Raw genomic sequence first — 26,717 nt, forward strand, 5'->3', positions numbered from 1 at the left:
GATTCGTTGTCCGTCGACGGAAAGTTCGGCAAGCTCACCCATGGGGCCGTGAAGGACTTCCAGCGCTCGCATGGCCTGAAGATCGACGGCATCGTGGGCCCCGAGACGCGCGGCGCACTGAACGGCGGCGCATCGACCTCGGGCGGTGGAACCTCTGCTCCCGCCCCCTCGAACTCCGCGACGAACTCGCAGCAGGCGATCGTCGATGCCGCGCGCAGCCAGATCGGTGCCTCCTACTCGTGGGGGACCTCCAAGCCGGGCGTCAGCTTCGACTGCTCGGGTCTGAGCTCGTACGCGTACAAGCAGGCCGGTATCGACCTGCCCCGTACCTCGTCGCAGCAGGTTGCGGCTGGAACCACGATCTCGAAGTCCGAGGCCCAGCCCGGTGACCTCGTGGTGTGGCCCGGCCACCTCGGGATCTACGCCGGTGGCGACACGGTCATCGACGCGGGGCGCACCCCGGGTGCCGTCACGGAGCGGACCATCTGGGGTTCGCCGACCTTCGTCACCTTCCGCTGACCGCAGGTCGCAACGCCCGCGCAGAGGGAGCCCCGACCAACGGTTGGGGCTCCCTCTGCGTGTAGACGCAGCGTCGTCAGCTGATCGAGGCCAGCATTTCGGCGCAGGCCTGCTCGCAGCGACGGCAGGTGTCGGCGCAGACCTTGCAGTGCTCGTGCATGCCGGCGTGCTTCTCGCACTCCTCGGCGCAGGACCGGCACGCTGCCTGACACGCCTCGAGTAGAGCACGGTTGAGGGCGATGTTCTCGCCCGTCTGACGGGACAGGACGCGTCCGGTGGCTTCGCAGACGTCGGCGCAGTCCTGGTTCCGGCGGATGCACTGGGTCAACTCCGCCACCATGTCCTCGGCCAAGCAGGCGTCCGCGCAGGCTGTGCAGGTCTGGGCGCACTCGAAGCAGGCCTCGATGCATGCGGCGAGCTTCTGCTGGTCGATGGTGCCGAGGTCCTTCGGGTAGGTCTGAAGCATTGATGCGACGTGATGGGTCATGGTCCTGCTCCTTCTCGTTCCGAACGGACCGGCGGATACCAGCCCGCCTCGACGACGATAGCCAGGGCGCCCCGTAGGACGGAAGCGAGTAGACCGTCCGTTTCGGAGGCAATGCGGGCCGACTGGTCAGCGCGGTGCTCAAGAAGTCCAGATCTGGCCTTGAGGAGATCTTGACCTGGGGCGCATAGGCTGGTGCAAAGTGTGCTCTGACTAGGAGAGATTATGCGTTCTCGTCGTTCTTTCGGTCGCCTCGCGGCCGTCGTTTTCACCGGTGCGATTGTGTTTGCCGGATGCACCGACAACGGGTCTGACGGCGGTCAGACGTCGGGTGGGTCCGAGGCATCGGAGGCGTCCGATGGTGGTGGCCACGGGGGCATGGAGCACCCGATGGATGGCGGCCCAGCGCCTGAGGGGATGGAGCCTGCGGAGGATCCCGAGTTCCCGGTCGGCACGGAGGTGACGCTCACGGCGGACCACATGGAGGGTATGGAGGGGGCGACGGCGACGATCTCCGGTGCCTTCGACACCACGACCTACTCGGTCAGCTTCACCCCGACCGATGGCGGCGAGCCGGTCACTGACCACAAGTGGGTCGTTCACGAGGAGCTCGAGAACCCGGGCGAGGCACCGCTGGCAGAGGGCACCGAGGTGGTCATCACCGCTGATCACATGGCGGGTATGGAGGGTGCTGAAGCCACCATCGACAGTGCCACCGAGGAGACCGTGTACATGGTCGACTACGAGGCCGACGGGATGATGATGACGAACCACAAGTGGGTCGTCGAGAGCGAGATCGAGCCTGCGTGATGACCACCCCGTCGAGCCCTCGAAGTGCATTCGCCTCCTCCGGGGATGGGCCGCGTCGTCGCACTGTGCGGCTGCCCCGGCGATCGGTCTTGATCGGTGCTGGCTTGTTCCCGCTCGTGGTCGCCGGTTGCGGGACCGGCGGGTCCGAGCCCGCATCCGTCACGGGTGATCAGGAGTTGCTCCGGGAACATGGCTTCGCCGACGCGGACGCGCACGAGATCATCGACCGTCTCGAGGCGCTCCCGGTGGCTGAGCGACCGCAGGACCTGATTGCCAGCGTCACCGCGACGTCTCTTCAGCTCCAAGACGATGCAGAGCGAAAGGCCGAGCTGCCCCTTCCCGAGGACCAGTTCTACTTGTCGGTGGCCCCGTTCGTGGAGACCACCCACGAGTGCGCCTTCCACAGCCTGACCACCTGCCGCGGGGAACTGCGCAGCCGCGAGATCACTGTGAGTGTGGTCGACAGCGGCTCGGGCGAGGTCCTTGAGGAGGGCCCTCGCACCACGCATGACAACGGGTTCATCGGTTTCTGGCTGCCGCGCGGGATCACCGCGGAGCTCACGTGCACCCTCGAGGACTACACAGGGACCGCGTCCATCTCGACTCAGGCGGAGGATGATCTGACCTGTCTGACCAGTCTCCAGCTGACGTGAGCAGGCGAAGCACCCGGTCTGCCTTCTGGCACTCGGTGGTCGGCCCAGCTGGGCGGAGCGCGGCACGGCCCAGTCCGAGCAGGCGGACCGTGCTCCAGCTGGGATGGAGCCTGCTCGTCCTTGCCCCCGTCCTCGCGGCGTGCAGCAATTCCTCAGATGTGGCGAGTGAGGCGAACGCCGGGTACGTCTCCGGCGATGGCGTCGTCGTCGAGATCCCCCCAGAGGGACGCGCCGATCCTCTGGCGATCCAGGGAACCACCTACGACGGCGACGACTTCGACTCCACGGCGCTGCGCGGCGCACCCTTGGTGCTCAACATCTGGTACGCCTCGTGTCCACCATGCCGGCTCGAAGCCCCCGCGCTGAAGGCCGTGCATAGCGAATACAACGCCCGGGGAGTGGCATTCATGGGCGTGAACACCCGCGACCAAGCGGGGCCGGCCGCCGCGTTCGAAACGACCTTCGGCATCACCTACCCCTCGATCCCCGATCCCGACGGAGTCGTCATCTCTTCCATGGACGGCAGCGTCTCGCCCAACGCCGTCCCCACGACTTTGATCCTGGATGCTGAAGGACGAGTAGCCGCCCGGATCACGGGCGCGGCCAACCAGAGCACCCTCGAGAGCCTCCTGGATACCGTGCTGGCGGAGGCCGCCTGATGGGTGAACTGTTCGCCACCACCGTGCTGAGCGGACCCCTGGCCGCAGCCCTGCTGCTGTCGATCGTGGCTGGTCTGGTCGCGTTTCTGTCTCCGTGCGTGCTTCCTGTGGTCCCTGGCTACCTGGGATACATCACCGGGCTCACCGGACCGGGCACCGGGCCGCGTAGCAACAGTGATCCGGGCGAGCGTCCGTGGCGCCTGGTCGCCGGCGCGGTGCTGTTCGTGGCTGGATTCACTGCGGTGTTCCTGGTCATCGGCGGCTTCGTCGGCGCCCTCGGGTCATTGATGGTCCAGTACACCAGCGCGATCAATCGGATCTCCGGGGTGCTGGTGATCCTCATGGGACTGGTGTTCGTGGGAATCTTCCCCCGTCTCTCCGGTGAGAAACGGATCCGGAAGCGCCCCGATGCCGGACTCGCCGGCGCACCCCTGCTCGGGATCACGTTCGGCTTCTCCTGGACTCCGTGCATCGGCCCAACGTTCGCCGCGGTCGCCGCGCTCAGCCTCGGGGAGGCCTCCGCGAGCCGCGGCGCACTCCTCGCGTTCGGCTACGCGATCGGGCTCGGGATCCCGTTCATCCTCTTCGCCCTCGTGTTCCGGCGCGCCCTCGGCATCTCCAAAATGCTGTCCCGGCATCGCCGCACGCTCCAGATCGTCGGTGGCTCCGTGCTCATCGCCATCGGACTCCTGCTGGTCACCGGCGTGTGGGAGCAGTGGATGGCTCTCCTGCAGGTGCGGATCGGCAACTTCACTACGATCGTCTGAGGGGTGCGTTCCGCCGTGCGCGGCGGGCTCAGCGGTCAGCGGTCGCACGAGGAAGCCGAATGGTGAAGGTGGCTCCCTGTCCGGGCCCCTCACTGGCTGCGGCCATGGTCCCGCCGTGCGCATCGACGAGGGCGCGGCTGATCGTCAGGCCGATGCCTGAGCCGGAGTTGTCACGGGTGCGGGAGCTGTCGGCGCGGAAGAACCGTTCGAACAGGCGTGACCGGTCCTCATTGGTGAAGCCTTCGCCGTCGTCCGCTACCGTGATCTCCACCGTGCTGCCGTGGGTGGCTGCCGAGACCGTGACGGTGCCTCCGGGGGAAGTGTGCCGTAGAGCGTTGCTCAGCAGGTTTCCGAGGACTTGGGCGAGGCGGTCCGGGTCCGCGTGGATCGTCACGGAGTGGGGCAGGGCCGTTTCTCGTCGTAGTGCCACGCCCGCTGTCTCGAACCGTTCATCCCATGCCGGGAGTATCGACTCCAGCAGGTCGTCGACGGCGAGGGGGTGCAGCTGTACCGGGAGCTGGCCCTCCTCGGCCCGGGACACTTCACTGATGTCGTCAGCCAGCCGCGAAAGTCGCATGGTCTGGCTGGCGAGGATGGGCATGGCTGCCTCCGGCTCGATGACGCCATCGGCCATCGCCTCGTGATGTGCCGAGAGGGTGGCGATGGGGGTGCGCAGCTCATGGGCGAGGTCGGAGAGCAGTTGGCGTCGGGTCTCCTCGACGGCGTCCAGGCGCGCTGCCATGTCGTTGAGCGTGGCGGCCAGGGAGTCGAGTTCGGTCCCGGCTCCGACGGAGGGCACGCGCGTGGAGTAGTGGCCGCGGGACAGTTCATCGACAGCCGAGGTGAGGCCGTGAAGCGTCTGGCGGAGTCGTCGTGCCAGGTTCCAGGTGACCAGGCCGGCGGCCAGGAGGGAGACCACCAGTCCGACCCCGAGGGCAAGTGCGAGCGCGTCACGGTAGGCGCGTTCGATGTGGACGAGCTCGTCGCTGCCCACCGGGAGATCGGTCTGGAGCAGGTGGTAGTGGAAGACGGCGGGCCCGATGATCACCGTCAGCACCGTGATGGTGAGCGCGCCGGCGAGCAGCACGATGAGCTGGCCGATCATCAGGCGCGAGGCCAAGCTGGTGCTAGGGCGAACCGTTCGCACAGATGTATTCGGTGCGGTCACGAGCTCACCCCTTCCCCATCCGGTACCCGATACCGCGCACCGTGGTGACGAACCGTGCAGACTCAGCCGTCTCGTCGAGTTTTCGTCGGAGGTTGGCGATGTGCACATCGACGAGATGGTCATCTCCGAGCCAGCTGTCTCCCCAGACGGCCTCCATCAGCTGTCTGCGACTGAAGGCCTGGCCAGGACTGAGCGCCAGGGTCATCAAGAGTCCCCTCTCGGTGGGGGTCAGCGGAAGTGGCCGGCTGGCGAGCCGCACCTCCTGGGCAGCTGTGTCGATCTCGAGCTCTCCAAAAGTGCGCACTGTGTCCGAAGACGCCGTCCCGGAATCGGCGCGGGGCCTGCGCAATACGGCCTGGACCCGAGCGACGAGCTCACGCACGCTGAACGGCTTGGTGAGGTAGTCATCCGCCCCCACCGACAGCCCCACCAGGCGGTCCACCTCCTCTGACCGTGCCGTCGTGATCAGCACGTAGCAGTCGGAGAAGGCGCGGATCCTGCGCATCACCTCCAGACCGTCGAGCCCGGGCAGGCCGAGATCGAGGACGATCACGTCCGGTGACAGAGTGCGGGCTGCCTCCACCGCCTCCGGACCGCTCCGCGCGCTCGCAGTCGCGTAGCCGGCCTTCACGAGATACGCCTGGACCACATCCGACAGCGCGGCTTCGTCCTCGACGACGAGAACCATCGCCGCTGCTCGATCCGTTTCACTCCTCATGGCTCCAGTCTGGTCCCCGTCCCTGGAGATCGCGTGTCTACGGAGGCGCAGACGGACTATCTGGACCAGATCTTGAGGAACTCTCGACGAGAACTTCGCCCGCCCCGGGGGAATCTGATGTGGACCGTGCCGCGTACGAACTCGACCCACTAAGGGAGCTGCTCGATGATGCCTACCGATGCGATGTCGTGGCTGATGTGGGTGATAGTCGCCCGTCTGCTCGCTCTCCTCTGGGCCTCGGCACTGCTGCTGGCATGCACCGTGCTGCCCGGGCGCCCCCGACGCGCGCGGGACGAGAACGAGGCGATCGGAGAACTCTCACTGCGCCTCGCACGAGGCGAAATCACGGCCAACGAGTTCGAACAACAGCGACAACTGGTCCTGACGGCTTTTCGGCCATGACACCACCCCCTCACTCGAGAAGGACTGCACCTGTGAAGACCGTTTCCCGCCGCACCGTGTTCACCGGAGGTCTCGGCGCAGCAGCCCTGACGCTCGCGGCATGCGGTAACCGCACCACCTCGACCGACGCCGGAGCATTCCCGCCGCCTCCAGCCCTGACGCCGAAGGCCGGTCAGAATGTCGTCACCCAGGCCCTCGCCGCGGCGCCGACGACGGTGGACCTCGGAGGGAAGACGGTCTCTACTTGGGCATACGGCGAGAGCCTCCCCGGGCCGCTGATCCGCGCCACAGCTGGCGATCTGCTGCGGATCACGCTCGAGAACCGCCTGCCCGAGGCCTCCACGATCCACTGGCACGGCATCCGACTGCACAATGCGGCCGACGGGGTGCCGGGGATGACGCAAGATCCGGTCGAGCCGAACACCTCCTACACCTACGAATTCGTCGCCCCCGATCCCGGCACGTACTTCCTCCACTCCCATGTCGGCCTGCAGCTCGACCGCGGGCTTTACGCCCCACTGATCATCGACGACCCCGACGAACCCGGAGACTACGACGCGGAATGGATCGTGACCCTCGATGACTGGATCGATGGGACCGGGCAGACTCCCGATGAGGTCCTGGCTGCGCTGACCGGTGCCAGCCCCTCGGATTCCGGCGGCATGGACCACGACGACATGCCAATGGGCGACGACCCCGCCGACGGGGGATCCGGAGGCATGGACCACGGCGACATGCCCATGGGCGAGGAGCCCTGGGGCGATGCCGGCGACGTGACCTACCCCCACTTCCTCCTCAACGGCCGGATCCCCGAAGCGCCGGAGATCTTCGAGGCGAAGCCCGGCCAGCGCGTGCGCCTGCGCCTGATCAACGCCTCCGCCGACACCATCTTCGCCCTCGCGCTCGGAGATCACGATCTCTCTGTCACCCACTCTGACGGATTCGCCGTCGAGCCGGTCACCGCCAAGGCGCTCTATCTCGGCATGGGCGAGCGGTACGACGTGGTGGTCACCGTGAAGGACGGCATGTTCCCTCTGGTGGCGCGTCCTGTCGGGAAGACCAGCGGCGGCCAGGGGCTCGCCGTGTTGAGGACCGGTGCCGGGGAAGTGCCCGCTGCGGACGTCCGGGTCCGAGAGCTCGACGGGGAGGCCCTCATCGGATCTACTCTGGAGCCGGCCGAGGCGGCGCGACTCGAGGACCGCGCAGTTGACACCGAGCTCGGGCTCTCGTTCCAAGGCTCGATGCAGCCGTACCAGTGGGCCATCAACGGCGCCCCCTACGGGCAGAACACTCCACTGAGCATCCGTGAGGGGCAGCGGGTGCGCATCATCGCGACCAACCAGACGATGATGAGTCACCCCCTCCACATCCACGGGCATACCATCGCCCTGCCATCGGGGCTCCGAAAGGACACGGTGATGATGGCACCCATGGAATCGTTCGCTCTCGACTTCGATGCGGACAATCCGGGCCGGTGGGCAGCGCACTGCCACAACGCGTACCACCAGGAGGTCGGCATGATGACCGGCATCGACTACGCGCCCTGACGCCGTGGGTTCCGGCCCCCGGCGCCGAAGTAGGTCGACATTGGTGTCGCCCTCCTGGGCCTCGATCAAAGGCGAGCGGGCCATCTGGTCGGAGTCAGCGGCTTGGATTCTGGCGCCGACTTGAGGGATGTCATGCCACCCCTCCGCGCCTCGATCACGCCGATGGTCACAGCGGATTCCGACCCCTCGACATATACCCCCTAGGGGTATATTGTCGGACGCATGAACGCTGGCAACCAGACACACCGTCGAGACCACGGAGGACCCGGCATGCAGCACCCTCATCCTTCCCCCACGCCTCAGGACGCCCACACCGGCAGTGCTGAGCACGAAGCTCCCGACGCGCTTCACGACCACGGAACTCACGGAGACCATTCGGGACACGAGGGTCACTCAGGGCACGGGGGCCACGCCGGTCACGGGGACCACGTCGGGCAGTTCCGGCGGCTGTTCTGGATCAACCTGATCATCGCGATTCCGGTCGTCGTGTTCTCACCGATGTTCGCGATGCTGCTCGGGTACAGCGTTCCCGACTTCCCCGGTTCCCTATGGATCGCCCCGCTCCTCGGCACCGTCATGTACGTCTGGGGTGGCCGTCCGTTCCTCACCGGCGCCGTCTCCGAGATCCGTTCCCGTCAGCCCGGGATGATGCTGCTGATCGGGCTCGCGATCACGGTCGCGTTCATCGCCTCCTGGGGAGCCACCCTCGGGATTCTCGACCACCAGCTGGAGTTCTGGTGGGAGCTCTCCCTGCTGATCGTGATCATGCTGCTCGGCCACTGGGTCGAGATGCGCTCCCTCGCCCAGACCACGTCCGCACTCGACTCCCTGGCCGCGCTGCTGCCCGATATGGCAGAGCGCATCGACGGTGACGAGCTCGTGAGGGTCTCGCCGACCGAACTGCAGCACGGGGACCTGGTCCTGGTGCGCCCGGGGGCGAGCGTCCCGGCCGACGGCACGATCCGCGAGGGTCGCGCCGATGTGGACGAGTCCATGGTCACCGGCGAGTCCCGTCCCGTGACGCGCTCTCCCGGTGACTCCGTCGTGGCGGGCACCGTCGCCACCGATTCGAGCCTCCGCATCGAGGTCACCGCCACGGGTGACGAGACCGCCCTCGCCGGAATTCAGCGCCTGGTGACCGAGGCGCAGAACTCCTCGTCCCGGGCGCAGCGCATCGCAGATACCGCTGCGGCGTGGCTTTTCTGGTTCGCTCTCGGCGCTGCCGTGATCACCGCGGTCACATGGTCTCTGCTCGGCATGCCCGATGCCGCCGTGGTGCGCACGGTGACGGTGCTCGTGATCGCCTGCCCCCACGCTCTGGGGCTCGCGATTCCGCTGGTGGTCTCGATCGCCACCGAGCGCGCTGCTCGTGGCGGAGTTCTGGTCAAGGATCGCCTTGCCCTGGAGGCCATGCGCACGGTCGACGCCGTCCTGTTCGACAAGACCGGCACTCTCACCAAGGGTGAGCCCGTTCTCGCCGAGATCATCACCCGCGGTGCGGACGAGAGCGAGGTGCTGGCCCTGGCAGCTGCCGCCGAGGCGGAGAGCGAGCATCCGCTCGCGCGCGCCATCGTCGCCAGGGCCCAGGCCGAAGGAGCGCAGATCCCTGCGGGCTCCGACATCAGCTCCACCCCTGCGCTGGGCGTGAGTGCCCAGGTGGACGGGCACGAGATCCGCGTGGGCGGTCCCCGACTGCTCGAGGAGACCGGAGTGAGCGAAGTCGACGAGGCTGAGGCCTGGCGCCAGGAAGGCGCGATCATCCTCCACGTCCTCCGCGACGGCGAGGTGATCGGCGGCCTCAAGCTCCACGACGAGGTGCGCCCCGAATCTCGCGACGCCATCGATGCCCTGCACAGCTTGGGGGTCGAGGTCGTCATGATCACCGGTGACGCCGAGGCGGTCGCGAACAGCGTCGGCCATGAGCTCGGTATCGACCGTGTCTTCGCCGGGGTGCGGCCCGAGGACAAGTCCTCGAAGGTCGCCCAGCTCCAGAAGGAGGGCATGAAGGTCGCGATGGTCGGCGACGGCGTCAACGATGCCCCTGCCCTTGCTCAGGCCGATGTCGGCATCGCCATCGGTGCCGGCACCGATGTCGCGATCGCCTCCGCTGGGGTCGTGCTGGCCAGCTCCGATCCACGCTCTGTGCTCTCGGTCATCGAGCTCTCCCGCGGCGCCTACCGGAAGATGAAGCAGAACCTCTGGTGGGCTGCCGGCTACAACCTGATCTCTGTGCCGCTCGCGGCGGGCATCCTCGCCCCCATCGGGTTCGTGCTGCCGATGTCCGTCGGAGCGATCCTGATGTCCCTGTCCACCATCGTGGTCGCCCTGAACGCCCAGCTCCTGCGACGCCTCGACCTTCGCCCGGAGGCGACCGTCGCCGCCGTCCGCGCTCGCCGCGGACCCAGTCTCACCGAGCGGAATCACTCATGAACACAGTCCCCAAAACCGCGGAGGGCCATGCCTGTCACAGCGGGCCTCACGGATATATCCAGGACAAGCCCCGCTATCTCAATCGTCTCAAGCGCATCGAAGGTCAAGCGCGGGGGATCTCCCGAATGATCGACGAAGACGTCTACTGCATCGACATCCTCACCCAGATCTCTGCCCTGGACAGCGCGCTGGAGAACGTTGCGCTGGGCCTACTCGGCGACCACCTCCACCACTGCGTACTCGATGCCGCCCGCGAAGGAGGAGACGAGGCCGAGATCAAGCTAAGTGAGGCCTCTGACGCGGTAAGGTGCCTCGTCAAGTCGTGAAGAGATCCGGGGGCTTGCGTTCCCTCTGTCAGCTCGAACGGCTGCGCACCTACAGGCCGATCTTGCCCGCTGTTGAGTCTTCGAAGGCGCTGGCGGGGCGCACGTACCGTGCGAGGGAGTCCAGTCGACGGTGTCTGGTGGTGCGGGAGATCGCCATCGGGTCGACGCCCTCCTCTGCGGCGGATGTCGCGTGTCCGGCACGCAGTGAGTGCCCGGAGACCCAGGTCTGGGCGACTCCTGCGGTGTGGGCGTAGTCCTTCCCGCTGGTGCCGGCGGCTGCGGCGCGGGCCTGGATGATGCGGGCGATCGAGCGGTCCGACAATGCAGCGTTGGCGATCCGGGAGTGGTTGTAGATCCGGGAGAACACGGGGGTTCCATCTCCGAGGCGTCTGCCGCTGGCTTCGAGCCACGCCTCGAGTGCGAGCACCGGGCAGGTCTCGGGGTGGGCGCCGAGGGGGATGCCGATGAGGTCTCCTCTCCCGGTCTGGTCGGTCTTGGAGCGGCGTATGCGCAGCAGCAGGCCGGCATCCTGGCGGGCGATGTCGTTCGTGGTGAGTGCCGCGATCTCGCTTCTGCGCTGGGCGGCGGCAAGTCCGAGGAGGAGGATTGCGCGGTCGCGCTTGCCGGTCGCGGTCTCAAGGTCGTCCATCGCGTCGATGATCTGACGCATCAGGGTGGTCGTCAGAGGTGATGCTCGACGGGAGGGTGCGGTCCCGAGCGTCCTGCCGGCGGAGCGGAGTGCCTGGCGGACTCCGTGGTGGGCGGTGGGGTCATCGAGGCCTCCGTCCAGGTGCGCGGCGGCGATCGCGGCGACGTCACGGGAGATCGTCGAGTGTGCGACGTACGTGGACCGGTGCGCGATGTAGGACGCGACGACCTCCGGGCCCGTGGGCAGACCTGGGTAGCCGCGCTCCTGGCACCAGGCCGTGAAGGTGCGCATCGCGGAGGCGTAGGAGCGTCTGGTCTCGGCGGAGCGACTGGCCGCGAGGAGAGTGCCTACGTTCTGGGCGTCCTCGAGCCTGACCGGCGTGGGCAGTGGCGTCCGCTTCTGGATGGCTCTGGTCATCTGCCCTCCTGTGTCTTCTCCCTTGCTGCAGGGTATCGGGGGTCAGCCGGCGCTCTCGTGTTCCTGGCTGGCGACCCAGGAGTTGACTCCGGAGACGCGGTAGCGGACACGTCCACCGAGCTTGACGTAGGTGGGCCCCATGCCGAGGCTGCGCCAGTTGGCGAGGGTTCCAGTGGAGAGTCCGAGGACGTCGGCGACGTCGTTGGCGGTCATCAGTTCGTCGAGCGTGACGACATCGTGGACGGCGGGCTTGCGGGGCATCGTGACCTCCGAAGTGGTGGGGCCGCGGTTCGGCCCTTGTACCCCGCGACAGTGGGCGGGGATTCACAGAACCTGTCGCGGAGGTAACGGCGCACGCAGGCGGCCTCACCGTGCGTCACGCGATGTGTGCCTGGTCCGACCTGCTCGTGAACCAGCAGGAGTGCCTCGATACGGCCATGCGGGGGACGCACGCGATGTCTGTGCAGGAGGTGCAGAGGGCGACGAGGGCTCAGACCGTGTCGACCTTCGCTGGGCTGGGAAGTCATCGGACGGACTTCGCTCGAGGACGCGGTGACCGTAGGCTGATGTGATCGGCGAGAGGAGGTGCGTGCATGTCTCGCGCCGCGACCACCAGGTTGGAACCTGGAGAGCACAGCATCGACCGGGCTCAGGTATTCCCGTACCGCGACGGCTTCGCCATCCGATGGTCGATTCGGCTTCATAACGGGCGGCTCATGCGCCCGCTCACTCAGGGTCCAACGAAGGGCAAGGTGAGGGCTCGCGCGAGGGCGCGGGCTGCAGACCTGCTGAGCAGTTCCAGCGACGGCAGGTGGAAGGGCACCAGCGACACCCTCGACTATCTGGACAAGGTCACGCTCCCGGCCATCCGTGCCGAGCGACTGGCCGACACGACGACCCGGCGCTACGAGCTCGCGTACCGGCTTCTGCGCGGGGAGTGCGGCGACGAGGCATGCAAGCACACCCATTCTCTGGCCGGCTTGTCGCTGCGAGAGGCGATGCGGCCTCGAGCCCTGATCTCGTGCCTGGAGGAAATCGGGAGACTGCACGGCGCAGTCAACGCGAAACATGCCAAGACGGTCGCGAAGAAGTACCTGGCGGCGCCACTGCGCGTGGATGAGGTGATCGAGTACAACCCCCTCATCGAGCTGGATCTCGACCTGTCCGGGGCGAAGAAGCCCGCATACTCGCGGGGCGGCCGGGCGCTGACCGCGGAGCAGTACCGCGCGGCGATCGAGTACCTGCTGGCCGCCGATCCGGAGGACGTGGAGGCGCCGAAGCGTGGACGGTGGACGCACGGGCAGCGGGTGGTCGAGCGGGCCGCGTGCATCGACATCGTGCTCGCGCAGGCGACGACGGGGCTGCGGACCTCTGAGCTGTGCATGAGGCCCACGGACGACTGCCACGTGGACGATTCGGGAACGTTCATCGTTGAGTTGTCGCCGGAGGCCACGAAGACACGGACGGGTCGCCCGGTCCCTGTCCTAGCCCCTGCGGTGAGCAAGCGGTTGGCGGCGAGGCTGGAGTCGGGGTCTCCGTGGCTGTTCCCGTCGCCGACGGACCCGGCCAAGCCGTGGGATCCGCGCAACCGGGATAGGAAGCTCGCGGCGATGTACAAGGAGCTGGCCGAGAAGGTGGACATCGAGATGTTCGAGAATGAGCGCGGGCACTCGTGGCGCACGACCAACAACACCCTGTTGTACGACGTGCTGCCGGAGGCGACCCGCACTCGGTTGTTCGGGCATACGGCAGCCGTGAATCGGCAGCGGTACACGGCGGTCACGAGCACGGAGGCTGTGGTCTCTGCGGCAGCCGCCATGTTCGAAAGTGACCGCTAGAGTGACCGCTAGCGGCGGGATTTGGCGGTCACATCCCGGAACCTCCGTGAAGCGTGTGGCTGCAAGTATCCGCTCACTGCCAGCGCATTCGTCGTCCGACCTGGGCATCTACCCCTAGTTCGCTCCGAGTCAAGGGGTCGCAGGTTCAAATCCTGTCAGCCCGACCAGTACAGGCTTACTCAAACCTTTGGACTGAGTAAGTCGGTACAGGGTCACAACAGGGCTTCCCGTGGAAACACGGGAAGCCCTGTTTTCATGTTCGCACCCACACTCACCGTCGTTCTCCGCATTGGACAGCTCGAAGCGGTGTTGCTCCTGCCAGGAGTGAAGAGCGGCATTGACCATCGTCCGCTCAGCCTTGACGCTGAGCTCACTTCCCGAGACGTACACCCGCAGGCGCGTATAGAAGGCCGCTAGCAGGCTACGTCGGACGGTGTCAGGCAGACTGATGTACAGCTCACGCGGATTCTCAAGGGACTGATGCGCGATCAGGTGTCAGCTGAGGTTAGGCCGCCAGGCTGACGGTCGGGTTCATGATGGCCTCGTACTCGATGGGGGTCAACCGGCCCAGACGGGCCTGTCGACGGCGACGGTGGTACGTCCTCTCGATCCAGGTGACGATTGCGATCCGCAGCTCTTCCCGGGTTCGCCATCGACGTCGGTTCAGGACGTTCTTCTGCAGCAGAGCGAAGAAGGACTCCATCGCTGCGTTGTCCCCGGCCGCACCGACTTTCCCCATCGATCCCACGAGGTGGTGACGGTTCAGAGCGTGCACGAATTTTCGCGACCTGAACTGAGATCCGCGGTCCGAATGCACGATGCAACTGGCAGCGTCAGGACGCCTGGATATTGCGTTGTCCAGGGCGTTTACCGCGAGGCGAGCCTTCATCCGGTCGCTGATGGAGTAGCCCACGATCCGGCCGGAGAACACGTCCTTGATCGCGCAGAGGTAGAGCTTGCCCTCGTCGGTCCAGTGCTCGGTGATATCCGTCAGCCAGAGCTCGTTGACGTCGTCAGCGGAGAAGTCCCGCTTCACGAGGTCATCGTGGACCGGCGGGCCCGGGCGCTTGCCGTTCTTCCCACGCTTCTTCCCGAACACGGACCACCACTGGTTGTCTCGGCAGATCCGCCACGCGGTCCGCTCACACATGCGCTGGCCAGCTGCCTCCGCTTCGCCGGCGAGGAAGCGATATCCGAACTCGGGATCATCCCGGTGGGCATCGAACAGCGCGTTGGCACGGTAGGCCTCGACCAGCTCGGCCTCGGTGACCTGCTGTTTGCGCCAGCGGTAGTAGGGCTGGCGAGAGAGCTTCAGGACCCGCAGGGACACCGCAACGGGGATCCCGTCGGCGGCGAGCTCGCTCACGAGCGGGTAAAGGATTTTCCCGGCAGATTCGCCTGGGACAGGTATGCAGCAGCACGGCGGAGCACCTCGTTCTCCTGCTCCAGCAGCCGGTTCCGGCGTCGGAGCTCGCGCAGCTCGGTGGAATCCTCACGGGTCTTCCCAGGCCGGTTGCCGTCCTCGACGTCCGCTTGGCGCATCCAGTTCGTCAGGCAGGACTCGGAGATCCCGAAGTCCTTCGCGATCACGGAGAGCTTCTGGCCGGGTTCACGGTTCCTCGCGACGCGGACGACGTCCTCACGGAACTCTTGGGGATAGGGAGCGGGCATGGTGCACATCCTTCCCTGTGACGCTCCTCAGCGCCACAGATCATGTGACACCTGATCGTGCGGCAGTCCCGAACGCTCTACCTCGAGCTGTGTGGATGCGTTTCGTAGGTCAGACTTGAGGGCAGCTTCATTGGCACTGTTCTGGATGCCGATGTAACTGACGATACTTATCGCAACTAATATGGCGATGACCACGATGACGATCAGTAACTCAACGATAGTGAAGCCGAAGTTGCGCTTTCGCGCCTGGCCTGCCAATGAAAGCGTTTGCATATTGCTGTCTACTATGCGCAACTTTGCAGCATTGTTCAACCGTCACAATGTCGTAGTTTTTGCAACGATGGTTGTGCATAGAATCGTAAGCGCCCAGTATGTACGACCCAATCGAAGGCTAAGGGTACCCGGTTCGCGAACGGAAGCCTTCCGTAAAGATGGACAAAGTCTGCGAGGAGCGCATGCTCCAGCTCGGCAATGCGCCCATCGTCTGCACCAGGAGCGGCCTTCCAGCACACCGTCAGGTCCATTGCATCGGCAAGCTGGAAGATCCACACCCCGCCGCTGTGATTATCTGCCCGTCCATCGCCCGTGCGCCTGTACTGCTTCAGCCGACGATGGATGCCATCGTGGTTGCGGCCAGCCGTAGCCTTCCCGATGTATACGACCTGAGCACCCGGCACCCACTCACGCTCAAGCAGCGCTACGTCAACCGTGAAGGATTCGCGCTTGGTCGCCAGACTCTGATCGAGGAAGACGGGTGCCGAGTCGGATTCACGAAGCAGGACGTAGATGCCCGGGTCCGTCGGCGGACGGCTTTCTCGAAGCGCGCCGAACCGGCAGAAGCCCAAGTATCCAGCGTCCTCAAGGCCCCGGCGACTCCACGTCGCCGGGGCGTACTCGCTGAACGACTCCATGGGATGAACCCTACTGCTGAGCCCGGATCTCACGTCGCACCCTAGTAGAATGTCGTTATCTCGCTTGCGTGGGTGTCAGCCTTGTACTTGAGGCCAACTTGATACCGCCTGATTGATCCATCGGAGCTGGGAAACGCGACCTGAATGCTATACATCATTGCGTCGTTCTCCGGCGCAGGCACGTCACCTCGGGTGCCATGAATGAAGCGCAGGTTGTACACGAGCCCGCGGGCCAGCTTCTTTTGAACCTCGGCGACGAAACCGCCCGGGTCCAGCCCGTCGAGCCCCGCTCCGCTGAGTGAACTTTTGTGATCCTCCCGGAGGTACTCCAGTCTGGAGTCGTCGATCGTAAGCCCGCTCGTCGATACAGGTTGTTGGTCGCCACCAAGCGCCGTTAGCGCGAAGACGCTGTCTTGTGCCGCCCATTGCGGGATTCCGTTGTCGAGTCGGTAGTCAAGGTACGTTCCATAGTTGAGATCGTCCACGCCGACAGGTACTAGACCGCTGGACGCGAACGGATAACCGGCCAAGTTCGGTGCCTCACCTTCGATTTGTGTGGTAATGACCTTGTCGCCGGACCGGAGACCAACCTGAGGCAGGAGCATGCCGGTCATGATCGGCTTCCAGGTTGTTGTGTCGACATACCCGATATATGCATCTGTCGATGCGCCAATTGCCACGTGAAGCTTCTCGCGATGTCCCTTAGAGAGGTTGGTGACGTGAGCGACGAAGTAGTGCTGGCTCGGGACGCGTGGGAACGGCCTCTGTCCTACTAGGTACTTGTCTAGTTGCTCCCACACAAGCCCCGAGGGCAAATTCACGATATCCCCCACCGAAAGCGCTGTTGTGGTCGGCCCAACCTGCGCCACCGCGGGGACCCAGTGGTCTGCTATTTCGAGCCCGTAAAAGTCACTATCAATACGAGTTGAATCGAAGAAGAACGCTGCCTCATAGCGCCGATTGTTCGGCACGAGCGCGCCCTTGAGTGACGCGTACTTGATGCCGACCGCCGCAAGCTGGCTCTCGACGCTGAGGTAGCCACCCAGAATGAGCGCGCGCACGGCCCGTGGCCCAAGTTCAAAGGCTTCAACGAGACTGGTCAGACCCACATTCGTGTAGTTGTTGAGTGAGTGAATCGTGAAAGGTTCCACCGGCACACGTCGCTTCCTCGGGAGTCATCGTTGGCGCCGCCCATACTTGCACTCCCCGCCGGTGCGACCAAGTGCCACCGTAGCCCTGGCTCCCCACAGATACGAAGGTGGCGCGACCGGCCCATCCGGCCTCGGAAACGACGCCGACACCACCTACGTCGTCAGTTAGATCCGTGCGCCTCGTTGTACGCGTCCTCAACGTTCTTGGCCAGTCGGCCGCGATCGGACACCTCGTAGCCGTTCTCGCGCGCCCAGGAGCGAATCGCGTTGAGCTGCTCGGGGCTGCGGCCGGACGAGCGCTTCTTCGAGAAACCCACCGTGCCACCAGGTGCGGACGTTGCGCGCCGCGCGTGCTGCTGCCACTTACCGAGATCAGCTCGGATGCTTGCCGCGTTCTCGGCGTTGAGGTCGATCTCCCAGGCCTTGCCGTCGTATGAGAACACGAACGTCTCGGTGGCCTCAGTGCCGTCAATGTCGTCGATAAGCAAGGTTTCAATCTTACGTGCCATCGGAAGGTTCCTTCGGTTAGCTCATTATTGAGTCGACACAGATGTTCCCCGGGATTACCCGTGGAGTCAAAACCTCTGTCGACCTCGCTAGAGTATGTCCATGAGCAGTCCTACACAGGCCGACGACGCACTACTGAGCGCCTCGTTCTCGCTCTACTCGAATCCGGGGGCCTACGCCCTGCTACTTGGCGCAGGCGTGTCGGCCTCGAGCGGGATCCTTACGGCGTGGCCGCTCTTCATGGATCTGGTCGGTCAAGTTGCAACGCTTGAGGGCGAGGAGCCGGAGGATCCAGAGGCCTGGTACCTCGACAAGTTCGGAGTCGCCCCCACGTACGAGGGCGTCCTGGAGAAGCTCGGCCCTACCCAGCATGAGCGGCAGCGCCTGCTGCGCGGCTACTTCGAGCGCAGTGCGGAGGACATCGAGGCGGACGAAAAGCTCCCGACCCCTGCGCATCGGGCGATCGCCCGGCTCGTACGGGCTGGCGCAGTGCGGGTGATCGTGACGCTCAACTTCGACCACCTGATCGAGCAGGCAATCCGCGACGAAGGCTTGGAGCCGACGATCGTCGCCAGCCCGGCAGACATCACGGGCATGGCACCGCTGCACACGCTGGACTGCTGCGTCGTGCACTTGCACGGCGACTATCTTGACCCGACCTCGATGCGCAACACGGTCGACGAGCTCGGCGAGTACGACCCGGCAACGCAGAACCTGCTCGAGCGCATTCTGCAGGACTACGGGCTGATCGTGGCGGGTTGGTCTGCTGCGTACGACCCAGTGCTGCGTAAGGCCATTGCGGAGCACTATTCTACGCGGTTCACGATGACGTGGATTGAACGGAGCGAGGCGAAAGAAGATGCCGCGCAACTACGCATATTGAAGAAGGGCGTAGCGGTCACGGCGGATGCAGACACGGCCTTCGGGCATCTCGCCGACGGCGTCGCGGCGCTCACCGCACGGCAGTCGAGACATCCGCTCACGATCCCGGTTGCCGTTGAGACAGCGAAGCGCGAGCTGGCCGGCCGTCCCGTGGCCATCGGGCTCCACGATCGTCTGCGTCAAGAGCTTGGCCGGCTGCACGACCGGCCCGAGTTCTACGTCTACACCCAGAAGGACCCCGGCCCCTACGAGGAGCTGGTCGAACGGGTTGAGGAGGCGACTCTGCTCCCGGCGGCGCTCGTGGCGACTTTGGCGTATTGGGGGAGCCCGGAGACCGATCGCTGGTGGCTCAGCGAGGTTCCGCGCTTCGCGACCGGGGTTGACGGGAGCGGTTCTGTCAGGCTTCTGAACTTACGTGTCGTCTCAGGGGCCATGCTGTTTTACGCGGCAGGGATCGCCGCAGTAGCTGCACAGCGCTACGACCTGCTCGGCCAGCTCTTCGCTGCGCGGCGATCTAGGGGCCAAGGCAGAGCCTTCGAGACACTTGGAGCCTCCCTCCGCTCGTCCTCTACGTACTACGAAGACGCCTCTGATCGTGATACCCGGCTTCACGGAAAACTCGCGCCACTACTGCAAGACGTCCTAAAGATCGGACACGAGCCACTTGAAGACGCATGGCAAGCGTTCGAACTACTACGGATGACCTGGGTCGCGACCCAGCACCAATCGTTCGATGAACTGCGCGATGAATACTGGCGCGCCGACGACAAAGTCCTAAGCACAGAAGAGCTTGCTAGAGCCACTGAGGAGCCGACGGATACGTTTGATGACGTTCGGGCGACCGAGCATAGGTTCGCGTTCGAGGCGCGCGATAGGCATCTCGGTCGGCTCGGCCGTCTCGCGCGGGTCGGTCGGCCACACATCTTGGCGAGCGAGCGGGAGATGCGCGATGACTGGGCTCCGAACCCGGTCGTTCGTAGGCTTATTGACGACGTGCAGCTCGACGGGAATGCAAGCCCGCTCGTCACCACAGGACTATTTCGGAAGAGCGGTGACGCGCTGCTCGCGATGCAGGCCGTATCCGCAGTACTCGGAGCGACAGCAACTGATCTGATCGAGAAACAGCTGCCTCCTGGCGGGGGAGCAATGCCTTGGGAAATTTGGCTGGACAGCGGGCTGCCGCCAGTGCGTGAAAGTCCGGGTGATCGCTAGTCGATTGGTTTGGAGCCTCTTAGGGCTTAACGTGCCAGCCATCGCCTTAGCCAACTTGTATTGTTAACAGCTCTCAGGGTCAAGTCCTGGACCATAACCCTGGGTCACTTAAAATGTCCCCCAGCTCGCATCGCCCTTGAGCCACGGGCTGTAAGCGGCTGAATCCATGCCGAGCGCCGGGCAAGCTTCGGCAGATTGAGAAGTGGGACCGACATGCACTTCACTAAGCCCGATGGATGAGCCGATGCGAAAGTATGATTCGCTGCCGGAGGGTCGGGCGCCGAGAACAAAACTAACCCCATCTGATCAATATAGAAGGTAATGGTATGGGTCAGGCTCTCTAGTCAACCTACTTCCCGCCGGAAGGGCTCCGCGTATCTCAATGTGATTTATCGGATAGTGCGAATTCTCTACGCCAAACATCTGTATTAGCTTGGCGGCGCTCTGAAGGTCAGACTTTTTTACCGACTCCTTCGCCCTCTCCTGGATGCCAGCGTAAGCAACGATACTGATCGCCGCCAGAATCGCAATAACTACGATGACGACCAGTAGCTCAACGATCGTGAACCCTTTATTCGGGCCCCCCGATGCGTTTTGGGGTGCGTGTCGTGAAGTTGAAAGCGGTGGTGTCAAAGCGTGGAAGCAACATGGGGCTCGCCGGCCAGTAGTCGGGCGAAGGATTCTGTCGGTGTCAGGAAGCCGAGTCGGCGTCGGGGTCGGTTGTTGATCTCCTCGGCGATGGTGGTGAGGTAGGGCTGGTGGTCGGGGATCGCGGTGCCCTTGGGGAGGTACTCCCGGTAGAGCCGGTTCGTGTTCTCGTTGCTGGGCCGCTGCCAGGGCGAGTGAGGGTCGGCGAAGTAGACCGGCATGTCCGTGGCCAGGGAGACCTTCGCGTGTTGCGCCATCTCGGAGCCCTGGTCCCACGCTAGCGAGGCCTGCATCATCCTGGGCAGCTCGGTGAAGTACTCGATGACCGCGTCCGCGGTGCCCTCGGCATGTTTGGAGGGCAGGGCGAGCAGGCCGGTGAACCCGCTCATCCGCTCTACCAGGGTCGCGGCGCACGAGGCCCCGTTCTTCCCGATGATCAGGTCGCCCTCCCAGTTCCCCGGCACCCGCCGCTGCGCGGCGTCCTCGCCCCGTTCCGCGATCGGGACCATCCCCACGATCGGCCCGCCCCTGGTCCGGCCGGTGGTGCGGGGCCGGCGCTTGGTCCGTTTGGACTGTAAGAAGATCCCACGTTTGGCGAGTTCTCCGCGGGGGATCGCGTAGATGTACTGGTAGATCGCTTCTCCGCTGACGGTGCGGCCCTGAGCGTCGGGAGAGTTCGCCATGCGGTCAACGGTCGGGTCTGCGGCCTCCAGACGCAAGCGGCCCGCGATCTCGTTCGGCGTCCACGACGCCGCGAGGTCGGCGTTCACTCGGGCCTCGAGCACGGGATCCTTCGCGACTTTCCTGACCTGTGGGCGCGAGCGCTGGCGCTGCGCTTTCACGTCCGCGGTCACGGCTTGATAGCCACGGGTCTTCGTCGAGTTCCGTCGCATCTCCCTGGAGACCACTGACGGGCATCTGCCCAGGTGAGAAGCGATTCGACGGACTCCCCACCCGGCCTTCGATCCCGTTGAGATCTCCATCCGCTCCGCGAACGTGAGCCGCCGCCGCACCATCCCAGGCCTCCTCGCCTCGAGCCCCCACCGACCGGGAGTGTTGCTACGACGCTATGACACCACCGGGAGGCGGGCCAGGTGCTGGGCTCGGTGAGGTGTCAGAGGCTTCGCGTAGCTTCGGAGTAGATGCCCAGCCAGAGGAGATTCCAGTGTCGGCGAATGCCTATCCCTACCCCGTCGCCGTCTCACGCCTCACCAAGGGCGAACAATCTCGCGAGTCGCAGAACTTGAGAGCCATACGTTGGCTCCTGGAGCAGCCCGGCGGCTCGGTAGTCGTCGTGACGCCCCGCGCTGACATCCCCAGCGAGAGCCTCACCAAGCTGGTGGCGAAGACTGGCGTGGCGCACATGAGATGGCGCGGATCCTCCATGGGGTCGCTCGCGGGCCACCGTGCAATCGTTGCCTGGCCGGATCGGCAGCACCTGAATGATCTGTGCGGCGTCAAGGTGGACGCTCTCGCCGTCATCGAATGGGGCGAGCCGGAGACGGAGGAGTGGATCGAGGATGCCAACCCGGTGCAGCTGTACGCCGACCGCATCGTTGAGCCTGCTGAGCCGGCCGATGCCACGGGAGCAGTGGGTTCGCTTCCGGAAGGCGTGGAAAACGTACTGCAGTACCTGGCCCTGACGGCTCAGGAGTTCGGCACCGACATGGAGTGGCACGAAGAGCAGAAGCTCAAGGCGGACATGATGCACCGGCCCGAGCGATGGGCCGGCGTCACGGTGAAGCAGGTGCGCGAACGGTGTCGCGCGCTCGGGCTGTCGCCGATTGACGTCGACACCATCGGTGGCTACCTCCAGCGGCGGAAGGATGGCGGCCGGTTCCGTGTAGATCGTTCCTATCGAGGGTTCCAGTTCAACTGATATCGCGGTTGCGGGCAAGGTAGCCGACGGCGTCACCTCACGTCGGCTGATTCGCCTTCGTCGGATCCCGCAGCACCACCCCAGCCTTGAGGATCGCCATGCGCATGGTCTCTTGGTTCACCTTCAGCACCTCGGCAACCTGAGACAGTGAGCTTCCCGCTTCATACAGGCGAGCCGCTTCTGCCACCTGCTGCTTGGTGAGCGGCTGGCGGCGGACCACCACGCTGTTGGCGCGCAGGATGCCGAGGATGGTGGAATTGGCGACGCCGTACTCCTTGGCCAGAGCGGTAGAGGTCTCCCCTGCGCTGTAGCGGGAAGCTACATCAGCACGAGCGGTGTCGCTGAGGCGGTTCCACTTGCGGTGCGGCTTCGTGATCGCGGGATTTCGTGGAGCCGTGTCCGGTGAGCGGTCCGGGCGGACGGCCACAGGAGCGGCTGTATCGGGCCTGGTAGCGGCCAGAATCGGCGCTACGACCCCTGTTACGGAATATGTGGAACAGAGGTCAATAAGGTCGACCGAGAGAGAGCACCCTCCCACCTGCTGGTGGGAGGGTGTTCTGCATTCTCCACCTCTCCGCATGCTCAGCCCCTTCCGGTCCCGGACCGTCAGCTCTTCACGGGCCCCACCCAGATCTGCTGGGCGTTGGTGAACTCGCGGATGCCGTGCGGGCCCAGCTCGCGGCCGTAGCCCGAGCGCTTGATCCCGCCGGAGGGCAGGCGCGGATCCGATTTCACGATCCCGTTGACCGCGACCTGCCCCGCCTCGATCCGGCGGGCCAGCGCGACCCCGCGCTCGGTCTCGGTCCAGATCGCGGCGCCGAGCCCGTAGGGGGTGTCGTTCGCGAGGGCCAGGGCATGCTCCGCATCATCCGCCGCCATCACCACGGCGAGCGGCCCGAAGGTCTCCTCGGTGCAGGCCGCCATTCCCGGCTCGACCCCGGTCAGCAGCGTCACCGGGTAGAAGAAGCCCTGCCCCTCCGGCATCTCTCCGCCGAGGACCAGGGTGGCGCCGGCCTCGACGCTCGTGGTGACCTGTCGGTGCAGGTTCTCGCGCAGCTCCTTCCGAGCGATCGGCCCCACCTTGGTGGCCGCATCGCGGGGATCACCGACCACCAGGTCCCGCAGCTGGGCGGTGAGCAGTTCGACGAACTCGTCGTGCACGGAGCGCTCCACGATCACCCGCTTCGCGGCGATGCAGGACTGGCCGGCGTTGATGATCCGCGAGAGCGCCGAGACCTCCGCAGCTTTCGCGAGATCCGCATCGGCCAGCACGATGCAGGGGTCGGAGCCTCCGAGCTCGAGCACCGCGGGCTTGATCTCGCTCCCGGCGATCGAGGCGACCTTCGCCCCGGCCCGGTCCGAGCCGGTGAAGGAGACCGCCTGGACACGGGGATCGCGGATCACCTGCTCGACGTCCTCGGTGGCGGCCAGCAGGGTCTGGAAGACGCCCTCGGGAGCACCGGCGGCTCGGAACACCTCCTCGAGCGCGGCGGCGCAGCCCGGCACATGCGGGTCGTGCTTCATGATGGCGGTGTTCCCGGCCATCAGCGCCGGAGCGCAGAAGCGGAAGGCGACCCAGAACGGAGCGTTCCAGGGCAGGATCCCGAGCACCGGCCCCAGCGGCAGGTACTGCACGTAGGAGGAGGTCGCGTCGGACTCCAGATGTTCCTCGGCCAGGTACTCGGGACCGAACTCTGCGTAGTGCTCGGCGGCCCACGCAGATTTCGCGACCTCGCCCCGGGCCTCACTGATCGGCTTGCCCATCTCCTCGGTCATCAGGGGTGCGAGCTCCTCGGTGTGCTCGCGCAGATAGGTCGCGACATTGCGCAGCACCTCGGCGCGCTCGGCGAGGGTGGTGTCCTTCCAGGAGGTGTACGCGGCCTGGGAGCGATCGATGGTCGACGTGATCTCCGCGGGGGTGGCGGCGGGCACCTCGCGGACGACGGCACCGGTGGTGGGATCGATGGCGGTCAGCACGGTCATAGGGTGCTGCTCCTCTCAGAAGCGGGGGGCGAGCACGGCGCCGGTCGGGAAGGACCGGGCGGAGCTCTCGTGGACGGTGAAGTCCTCGGGCAGGGTGAAGAACGACTCGCAGCCATTCTTCGTGATGTGGACGGTGTCCGAGATGCCGACGGTCTTGTTCCCGTCCACGCCCCACATCCACGGCAGCAGGTGGAAGGTCATGCCCTCCTCGAGCTGCCGCTCATCGCCTTCCAGGAGGGAGACGATGTACCCCTCGTCCCAGGAGGGCGGGAAGGCGATCCCGATCGAGTAGCCGGCGCGGGTGACCAGCTGGGCACCCACGTCGTTGCTCTCGATGCGGGTACGGGTCAGCTCCGCGATCTCGGAGACGGTCACCCCCGGCTTCATCAGGGCTCGCAGCTCCGCGAGGGTCTGCTTCATCAGCTCCTGCGCGGAGTGCATCGAGTCCGAGAGCGCCCCGTTGACCACGGTGCGCATCATCGCCGTGTGATACCTCCGGTAGCACCCGCCGACCTCGAGGAAGACGTGCTCGCCGGGCCGGATCATGCGGCCCTCCCAGGTGGAATGACCGATCATCGAGCGAGGGCCGGAGGCGACGTAGGGCGCCACCGCCGGGAACTCCCCGCCCGCCCGGAACATCGCCGAGGTGATCGCGGCGGCCACATCGTTCTCGGTGGCCCCTGCCATGGCCGCGCCGAGCCCGGCGGCCATCCCGGCCTCCCCGGCATAGGCCGCGAGCTGCATCACCTCGATCTCCGCGGGCGACTTGCGGATCCGTCCCTCCTCGACGATCCCGAAGCAGTCCACGAGCCCCTCGCCGAAGGCCTCGTGGAAGCGGTCCTGCTGATAGGCGGGGAAGTAGTAGCTGTTGCGCTCGTAGCCCACCCGGGAGTCCCCCAGCCGCAGGTCGCGCAGGGTGCTGACCAGCTCGAGGATCGCGTCTCCGCTGTCGGGATAGGCCCGGGAGTTCTCGAGCCAGGTCCGCGCGATCACGTTGGACTCCTCGAGGGCGCGGGTGATCATGACCGAGTCCGCGCTGAGAGGGACGATCAGGGCCTGGAAGTAGGAGTACCCGGTGGTCTGATAGTCGGTGAGGTACATCAGGTTCTCGGGGTCGGTGATGATCACCGCGTCCAGCTCCCGCTCCGTCATCCGCCGCCTCAGCTCCCCCACCCGTCGTTCGTACTCCTCGGGGGCGAAGGTCATATCGGACCGACGGCGCATCAGAGGGCCCTCGCCGCAGCGTCGATGGCCTGCTCGAGCAGTTCCAGGCCCTCCGTCAGGTCGATCTCGGGGATGGTCAGCGGCGGGATCAGCTTGATCACCCGGCCTCCGCTGCCGCACGGGCCGATCAGCAGTCCGCGCTCGAAGCACTCCGTCTGGACCTGTTTGGCGAAGGCCCCGTCCCCGGTGTCCAGCGCCTGCATCATCCCGCGACCGCGCACCTCCCACTCCTGCTCGGGATGGGCGGCGGCGATGGCCTCGAGCTTCTCGCGCATCTGCTCGCCCTTGGCGAGCACATCGGCGAGGAAGGTCTCGTCGGTGAAGTAGTCCAGCGCGACGGTCCCGGCGACGAAGGAGAGCCCCTGCCCGCGGAAGGTGCCGGTGTGGGCGCCGGGTGACCAGTTGTCATCGACGCTCGGCTTGTTGAGGTTCATCGCGATCGGGGTGCCGAAGCCGCCGAGCCCCTTCGCCAGCGTGATGATGTCCGGGTCCAGATCCATCCCGTCGAAGGAGAAGTAGCCTCCGGTGCGTCCCACCCCGGCCTGGATGTCGTCGATGATGAACAGCGCCCCGACCTCGCGCGCGAGGTCCTGGATCTCGTGCAGCCATTCCCTGCTGGCGATGTTGACGCCGCCCTCGGCCTGGACCGGCTCGATGAGGAATGCTGCGGGCGGGGTGAGCCCGCTGGAGGGATCACGCAGCGCGGCGGCGTAGTCGGAGACGCCGGTGCGGCCACCTGGTGCGGTCTCGAAGGGCAGGCGCACGACATCGGTGAGGGGAACTCCGGCCCATTGGCGAAAGGCCTCGTTCGCGGTCGCTGCGAGCGAGCCGAGGGTCATGCCGTGGAAGCCATGGCTGAAGGCGACGATCTCGCGCCGGCCGGTGGTGAGGCGAGCCAGTTTCAGCGCGGCCTCGACCGCGTTGGAGCCCGTGGGTCCCATGAACTGCATCCGGTGGTCCATCCCCCGCGGGGCCAGGACCACCTCGTGGAAGCGGGAGATGAAGTCACGTTTGGTGGTCGTGTAGGTGTCCAGGCTGTGCGCCACGCCGTCGGCCTGGAGGAATTCGATCATCGCCTCCTTCATCTTCGGGTTGTTGTGCCCGAAGTTCAGGACCCCGGCCCCGGCGAAGAAGTCGATGTAGCTGGTGCCGTCCTCGTCGACCTGGCGGGCGTTGGATGCGGAGGCGAACACTGTCGGATAGGCGCGGCAGTACCCGCGGATCTCGGACTCATGCTGCTCGAAGATGGTGCTGTCCATGAA

28 protein-coding genes are annotated in these 26,717 nt (G+C 65.7%); 12 read left to right on the forward strand and 16 right to left on the reverse strand.

All coding sequences use genetic code 11. The features are described 5' to 3' along the window. Positions 1-6: 6 nt before the first annotated feature. A complete protein-coding gene (locus Q0937_RS10450) occupies positions 7-519 on the forward strand; it encodes an NlpC/P60 family protein (protein ID WP_299303321.1) in 513 nt (170 codons plus the stop codon). A 76-nt stretch (positions 520-595) separates the two neighbouring features. On the opposite strand, the gene Q0937_RS10455 is transcribed toward Q0937_RS10450, so the two are convergent. Then, on the reverse strand, positions 596-1,006 hold the full coding sequence (locus Q0937_RS10455) for a four-helix bundle copper-binding protein (protein ID WP_299303323.1): 411 nt from the start codon (positions 1,004-1,006) through the stop codon (positions 596-598). 222 nt (positions 1,007-1,228) lie between these two features. Here Q0937_RS10455 and Q0937_RS10460 point away from each other — a divergent pair, with 222 nt between their 5' ends. The 4 genes from Q0937_RS10460 (at position 1,229) to Q0937_RS10475 (ending at position 3,892) form a co-directional block, all read left to right on the forward strand. Then, positions 1,229-1,813 carry a YdhK family protein gene (locus Q0937_RS10460; protein WP_299303324.1) on the forward strand — a complete coding sequence of 195 codons (585 nt, stop codon included), beginning with the start codon at positions 1,229-1,231 and terminating at the stop codon, positions 1,811-1,813. A gap of 65 nt (positions 1,814-1,878) precedes the next feature. Beyond that, positions 1,879-2,466, forward strand: coding sequence for a CueP family metal-binding protein (locus Q0937_RS10465; RefSeq protein WP_299303326.1), 588 nt, complete (start codon positions 1,879-1,881; stop codon positions 2,464-2,466). 35 nt (positions 2,467-2,501) lie between these two features. Next, positions 2,502-3,125, forward strand: coding sequence for a TlpA disulfide reductase family protein (locus Q0937_RS10470; protein ID WP_299303691.1), 624 nt, complete (start codon positions 2,502-2,504; stop codon positions 3,123-3,125). Further along, positions 3,125-3,892 (forward strand): cytochrome c biogenesis CcdA family protein, encoded by a 768-nt coding sequence (locus Q0937_RS10475; RefSeq protein ID WP_299303327.1) that lies wholly within the window; start codon positions 3,125-3,127, stop codon positions 3,890-3,892. The genes Q0937_RS10470 and Q0937_RS10475 overlap by 1 nt, the downstream gene beginning before the upstream one ends. 28 nt (positions 3,893-3,920) lie before the next feature. Here Q0937_RS10475 and Q0937_RS10480 read toward each other — a convergent pair whose 3' ends face one another. Both Q0937_RS10480 and Q0937_RS10485 read right to left on the reverse strand, forming a co-directional pair. Beyond that, on the reverse strand, positions 3,921-4,997 hold the full coding sequence (locus Q0937_RS10480) for a cell wall metabolism sensor histidine kinase WalK (RefSeq protein WP_299303329.1): 1,077 nt from the start codon (positions 4,995-4,997) through the stop codon (positions 3,921-3,923). A 67-nt stretch (positions 4,998-5,064) separates the two neighbouring features. Then, positions 5,065-5,778 carry a response regulator transcription factor gene (locus Q0937_RS10485; protein WP_299303331.1) on the reverse strand — a complete coding sequence of 238 codons (714 nt, stop codon included), beginning with the start codon at positions 5,776-5,778 and terminating at the stop codon, positions 5,065-5,067. 165 nt (positions 5,779-5,943) lie between these two features. Between Q0937_RS10485 and Q0937_RS10490 the strand changes: the two genes are divergently transcribed. The 4 genes from Q0937_RS10490 (at position 5,944) to Q0937_RS10505 (ending at position 10,483) form a co-directional block, all read left to right on the forward strand. Then, a complete protein-coding gene (locus Q0937_RS10490) occupies positions 5,944-6,180 on the forward strand; it encodes an SHOCT domain-containing protein (protein WP_299303334.1) in 237 nt (78 codons plus the stop codon). Between the two features lie 32 nt (positions 6,181-6,212). After that, positions 6,213-7,727: a multicopper oxidase family protein gene (locus Q0937_RS10495; RefSeq protein ID WP_299303336.1), complete on the forward strand. Its 1,515-nt coding sequence runs from the start codon at positions 6,213-6,215 to the stop codon at positions 7,725-7,727. A gap of 270 nt (positions 7,728-7,997) precedes the next feature. Next, positions 7,998-10,157 (forward strand): heavy metal translocating P-type ATPase, encoded by a 2,160-nt coding sequence (locus Q0937_RS10500; RefSeq protein WP_299303338.1) that lies wholly within the window; start codon positions 7,998-8,000, stop codon positions 10,155-10,157. Continuing rightward, complete coding sequence (locus Q0937_RS10505; protein ID WP_299303340.1) at positions 10,154-10,483, forward strand: metal-sensitive transcriptional regulator; 330 nt, start codon at positions 10,154-10,156, stop codon at positions 10,481-10,483. Before Q0937_RS10500 ends, Q0937_RS10505 begins: the two co-directional genes overlap by 4 nt. 49 nt (positions 10,484-10,532) lie before the next feature. Here Q0937_RS10505 and Q0937_RS10510 read toward each other — a convergent pair whose 3' ends face one another. Both Q0937_RS10510 and Q0937_RS10515 read right to left on the reverse strand, forming a co-directional pair. Beyond that, positions 10,533-11,549, reverse strand: coding sequence for a tyrosine-type recombinase/integrase (locus Q0937_RS10510; RefSeq protein WP_299303342.1), 1,017 nt, complete (start codon positions 11,547-11,549; stop codon positions 10,533-10,535). 42 nt (positions 11,550-11,591) lie between these two features. Beyond that, complete coding sequence (locus tag Q0937_RS10515) at positions 11,592-11,810, reverse strand: AlpA family transcriptional regulator (protein ID WP_226851004.1); 219 nt, start codon at positions 11,808-11,810, stop codon at positions 11,592-11,594. 332 nt (positions 11,811-12,142) lie between these two features. On the opposite strand from Q0937_RS10515, the gene Q0937_RS10520 reads away from it, so the two are divergent. Then, on the forward strand, positions 12,143-13,387 hold the full coding sequence (locus Q0937_RS10520; protein WP_299303345.1) for a tyrosine-type recombinase/integrase: 1,245 nt from the start codon (positions 12,143-12,145) through the stop codon (positions 13,385-13,387). Positions 13,388-13,892: 505 nt separating this feature from the next. Here Q0937_RS10520 and Q0937_RS10525 read toward each other — a convergent pair. The 5 genes from Q0937_RS10525 to Q0937_RS10545 form a co-directional block, all read right to left on the reverse strand. Continuing rightward, positions 13,893-15,058 (reverse strand): IS3 family transposase gene (locus Q0937_RS10525; protein ID WP_299303347.1). Its coding sequence is split into 2 segments (ribosomal slippage): positions 13,893-14,771 and positions 14,774-15,058, totalling 1,164 coding nucleotides; the frame shifts between segments, so codons are not numbered across the junction. A 27-nt stretch (positions 15,059-15,085) separates the two neighbouring features. Then, on the reverse strand, positions 15,086-15,370 hold the full coding sequence (locus Q0937_RS10530) for a prepilin-type N-terminal cleavage/methylation domain-containing protein (protein ID WP_299303348.1): 285 nt from the start codon (positions 15,368-15,370) through the stop codon (positions 15,086-15,088). Beyond that, positions 15,367-15,969 carry a hypothetical protein gene (locus Q0937_RS10535; protein WP_299303350.1) on the reverse strand — a complete coding sequence of 201 codons (603 nt, stop codon included), beginning with the start codon at positions 15,967-15,969 and terminating at the stop codon, positions 15,367-15,369. The genes Q0937_RS10530 and Q0937_RS10535 overlap by 4 nt, the downstream gene beginning before the upstream one ends. Positions 15,970-16,010: 41 nt before the next feature. Next, positions 16,011-17,120, reverse strand: coding sequence for a hypothetical protein (locus Q0937_RS10540; RefSeq protein WP_299303352.1), 1,110 nt, complete (start codon positions 17,118-17,120; stop codon positions 16,011-16,013). A gap of 161 nt (positions 17,121-17,281) precedes the next feature. Next, on the reverse strand, positions 17,282-17,629 hold the full coding sequence (locus Q0937_RS10545) for an Lsr2 family protein (RefSeq protein WP_299303354.1): 348 nt from the start codon (positions 17,627-17,629) through the stop codon (positions 17,282-17,284). 100 nt (positions 17,630-17,729) lie between these two features. Here Q0937_RS10545 and Q0937_RS10550 point away from each other — a divergent pair, with 100 nt between their 5' ends. Next, positions 17,730-19,721 carry an SIR2 family protein gene (locus Q0937_RS10550; protein ID WP_299303356.1) on the forward strand — a complete coding sequence of 664 codons (1,992 nt, stop codon included), beginning with the start codon at positions 17,730-17,732 and terminating at the stop codon, positions 19,719-19,721. A 306-nt stretch (positions 19,722-20,027) separates the two neighbouring features. Here Q0937_RS10550 and Q0937_RS18030 read toward each other — a convergent pair whose 3' ends face one another. Continuing rightward, positions 20,028-20,354, reverse strand: a complete 327-nt coding sequence (locus Q0937_RS18030) for a prepilin-type N-terminal cleavage/methylation domain-containing protein (RefSeq protein WP_363323223.1) — start codon at positions 20,352-20,354, stop codon at positions 20,028-20,030. Continuing rightward, positions 20,351-21,385: an IS30 family transposase gene (locus Q0937_RS10555; RefSeq protein ID WP_299303358.1), complete on the reverse strand. Its 1,035-nt coding sequence runs from the start codon at positions 21,383-21,385 to the stop codon at positions 20,351-20,353. Before Q0937_RS10555 ends, Q0937_RS18030 begins: the two co-directional genes overlap by 4 nt. 149 nt (positions 21,386-21,534) lie before the next feature. Here Q0937_RS10555 and Q0937_RS10560 point away from each other — a divergent pair, with 149 nt between their 5' ends. Next, entirely contained in the window at positions 21,535-22,248 is a 714-nt protein-coding gene (locus Q0937_RS10560) for a hypothetical protein (RefSeq protein ID WP_299303359.1), read from the forward strand. Positions 22,249-22,285: 37 nt separating this feature from the next. Here Q0937_RS10560 and Q0937_RS10565 read toward each other — a convergent pair whose 3' ends face one another. The 4 genes from Q0937_RS10565 to Q0937_RS10580 form a co-directional block, all read right to left on the reverse strand. Further along, the gene (locus tag Q0937_RS10565; protein ID WP_299303361.1) at positions 22,286-22,675 is read right to left on the reverse strand and encodes a hypothetical protein; all 390 of its coding nucleotides are present in this window, start codon (positions 22,673-22,675) and stop codon (positions 22,286-22,288) included. 179 nt (positions 22,676-22,854) lie between these two features. Next, positions 22,855-24,231 carry an NAD-dependent succinate-semialdehyde dehydrogenase gene (locus Q0937_RS10570; RefSeq protein WP_299303363.1) on the reverse strand — a complete coding sequence of 459 codons (1,377 nt, stop codon included), beginning with the start codon at positions 24,229-24,231 and terminating at the stop codon, positions 22,855-22,857. A gap of 15 nt (positions 24,232-24,246) precedes the next feature. Continuing rightward, positions 24,247-25,455 (reverse strand): ectoine hydrolase, encoded by a 1,209-nt coding sequence (gene doeA, locus Q0937_RS10575; protein WP_299303365.1) that lies wholly within the window; start codon positions 25,453-25,455, stop codon positions 24,247-24,249. After that, positions 25,455-26,714 carry an aspartate aminotransferase family protein gene (locus Q0937_RS10580; RefSeq protein ID WP_299303366.1) on the reverse strand — a complete coding sequence of 420 codons (1,260 nt, stop codon included), beginning with the start codon at positions 26,712-26,714 and terminating at the stop codon, positions 25,455-25,457. The genes doeA and Q0937_RS10580 overlap by 1 nt, the downstream gene beginning before the upstream one ends. Between the last annotated feature and the right edge of the window lie 3 nt (positions 26,715-26,717).

Origin of the sequence: uncultured Brachybacterium sp., from assembly GCF_947500705.1 — a bacterium.
In the GTDB taxonomy this organism is placed as follows: Bacteria; Actinomycetota; Actinomycetes; order Actinomycetales; family Dermabacteraceae; genus Brachybacterium.

Bases quoted from the DNA above. Each gene is read 5' to 3' on its own strand.
- Q0937_RS10455 (WP_299303323.1), bottom strand. From the start codon at position 1,006: ATGACCCATCACGTCGCATCAATGCTTCAGACCTACCCGAAGGACCTC.
- Q0937_RS10460 (WP_299303324.1), top strand. From the start codon at position 1,229: ATGCGTTCTCGTCGTTCTTTCGGTCGCCTCGCGGCCGTCGTTTTCACC.
- Q0937_RS10475 (WP_299303327.1), top strand. From the start codon at position 3,125: ATGGGTGAACTGTTCGCCACCACCGTGCTGAGCGGACCCCTGGCCGCA.
- Q0937_RS10480 (WP_299303329.1), bottom strand. From the start codon at position 4,997: ATGATCGGCCAGCTCATCGTGCTGCTCGCCGGCGCGCTCACCATCACG.
- Q0937_RS10485 (WP_299303331.1), bottom strand. From the start codon at position 5,778: ATGAGGAGTGAAACGGATCGAGCAGCGGCGATGGTTCTCGTCGTCGAG.
- Q0937_RS10490 (WP_299303334.1), top strand. From the start codon at position 5,944: ATGATGCCTACCGATGCGATGTCGTGGCTGATGTGGGTGATAGTCGCC.
- Q0937_RS10500 (WP_299303338.1), top strand. From the start codon at position 7,998: ATGCAGCACCCTCATCCTTCCCCCACGCCTCAGGACGCCCACACCGGC.
- Q0937_RS10505 (WP_299303340.1), top strand. From the start codon at position 10,154: ATGAACACAGTCCCCAAAACCGCGGAGGGCCATGCCTGTCACAGCGGG.
- Q0937_RS10510 (WP_299303342.1), bottom strand. From the start codon at position 11,549: ATGACCAGAGCCATCCAGAAGCGGACGCCACTGCCCACGCCGGTCAGG.
- Q0937_RS10515 (WP_226851004.1), bottom strand. From the start codon at position 11,810: ATGCCCCGCAAGCCCGCCGTCCACGATGTCGTCACGCTCGACGAACTG.
- Q0937_RS10520 (WP_299303345.1), top strand. From the start codon at position 12,143: ATGTCTCGCGCCGCGACCACCAGGTTGGAACCTGGAGAGCACAGCATC.
- Q0937_RS10535 (WP_299303350.1), bottom strand. From the start codon at position 15,969: ATGGAGTCGTTCAGCGAGTACGCCCCGGCGACGTGGAGTCGCCGGGGC.
- Q0937_RS10545 (WP_299303354.1), bottom strand. From the start codon at position 17,629: ATGGCACGTAAGATTGAAACCTTGCTTATCGACGACATTGACGGCACT.
- Q0937_RS10550 (WP_299303356.1), top strand. From the start codon at position 17,730: ATGAGCAGTCCTACACAGGCCGACGACGCACTACTGAGCGCCTCGTTC.
- Q0937_RS10555 (WP_299303358.1), bottom strand. From the start codon at position 21,385: ATGGTGCGGCGGCGGCTCACGTTCGCGGAGCGGATGGAGATCTCAACG.
- Q0937_RS10570 (WP_299303363.1), bottom strand. From the start codon at position 24,231: ATGACCGTGCTGACCGCCATCGATCCCACCACCGGTGCCGTCGTCCGC.
- doeA (WP_299303365.1), bottom strand. From the start codon at position 25,455: ATGCGCCGTCGGTCCGATATGACCTTCGCCCCCGAGGAGTACGAACGA.
- Q0937_RS10580 (WP_299303366.1), bottom strand. From the start codon at position 26,714: ATGGACAGCACCATCTTCGAGCAGCATGAGTCCGAGATCCGCGGGTAC.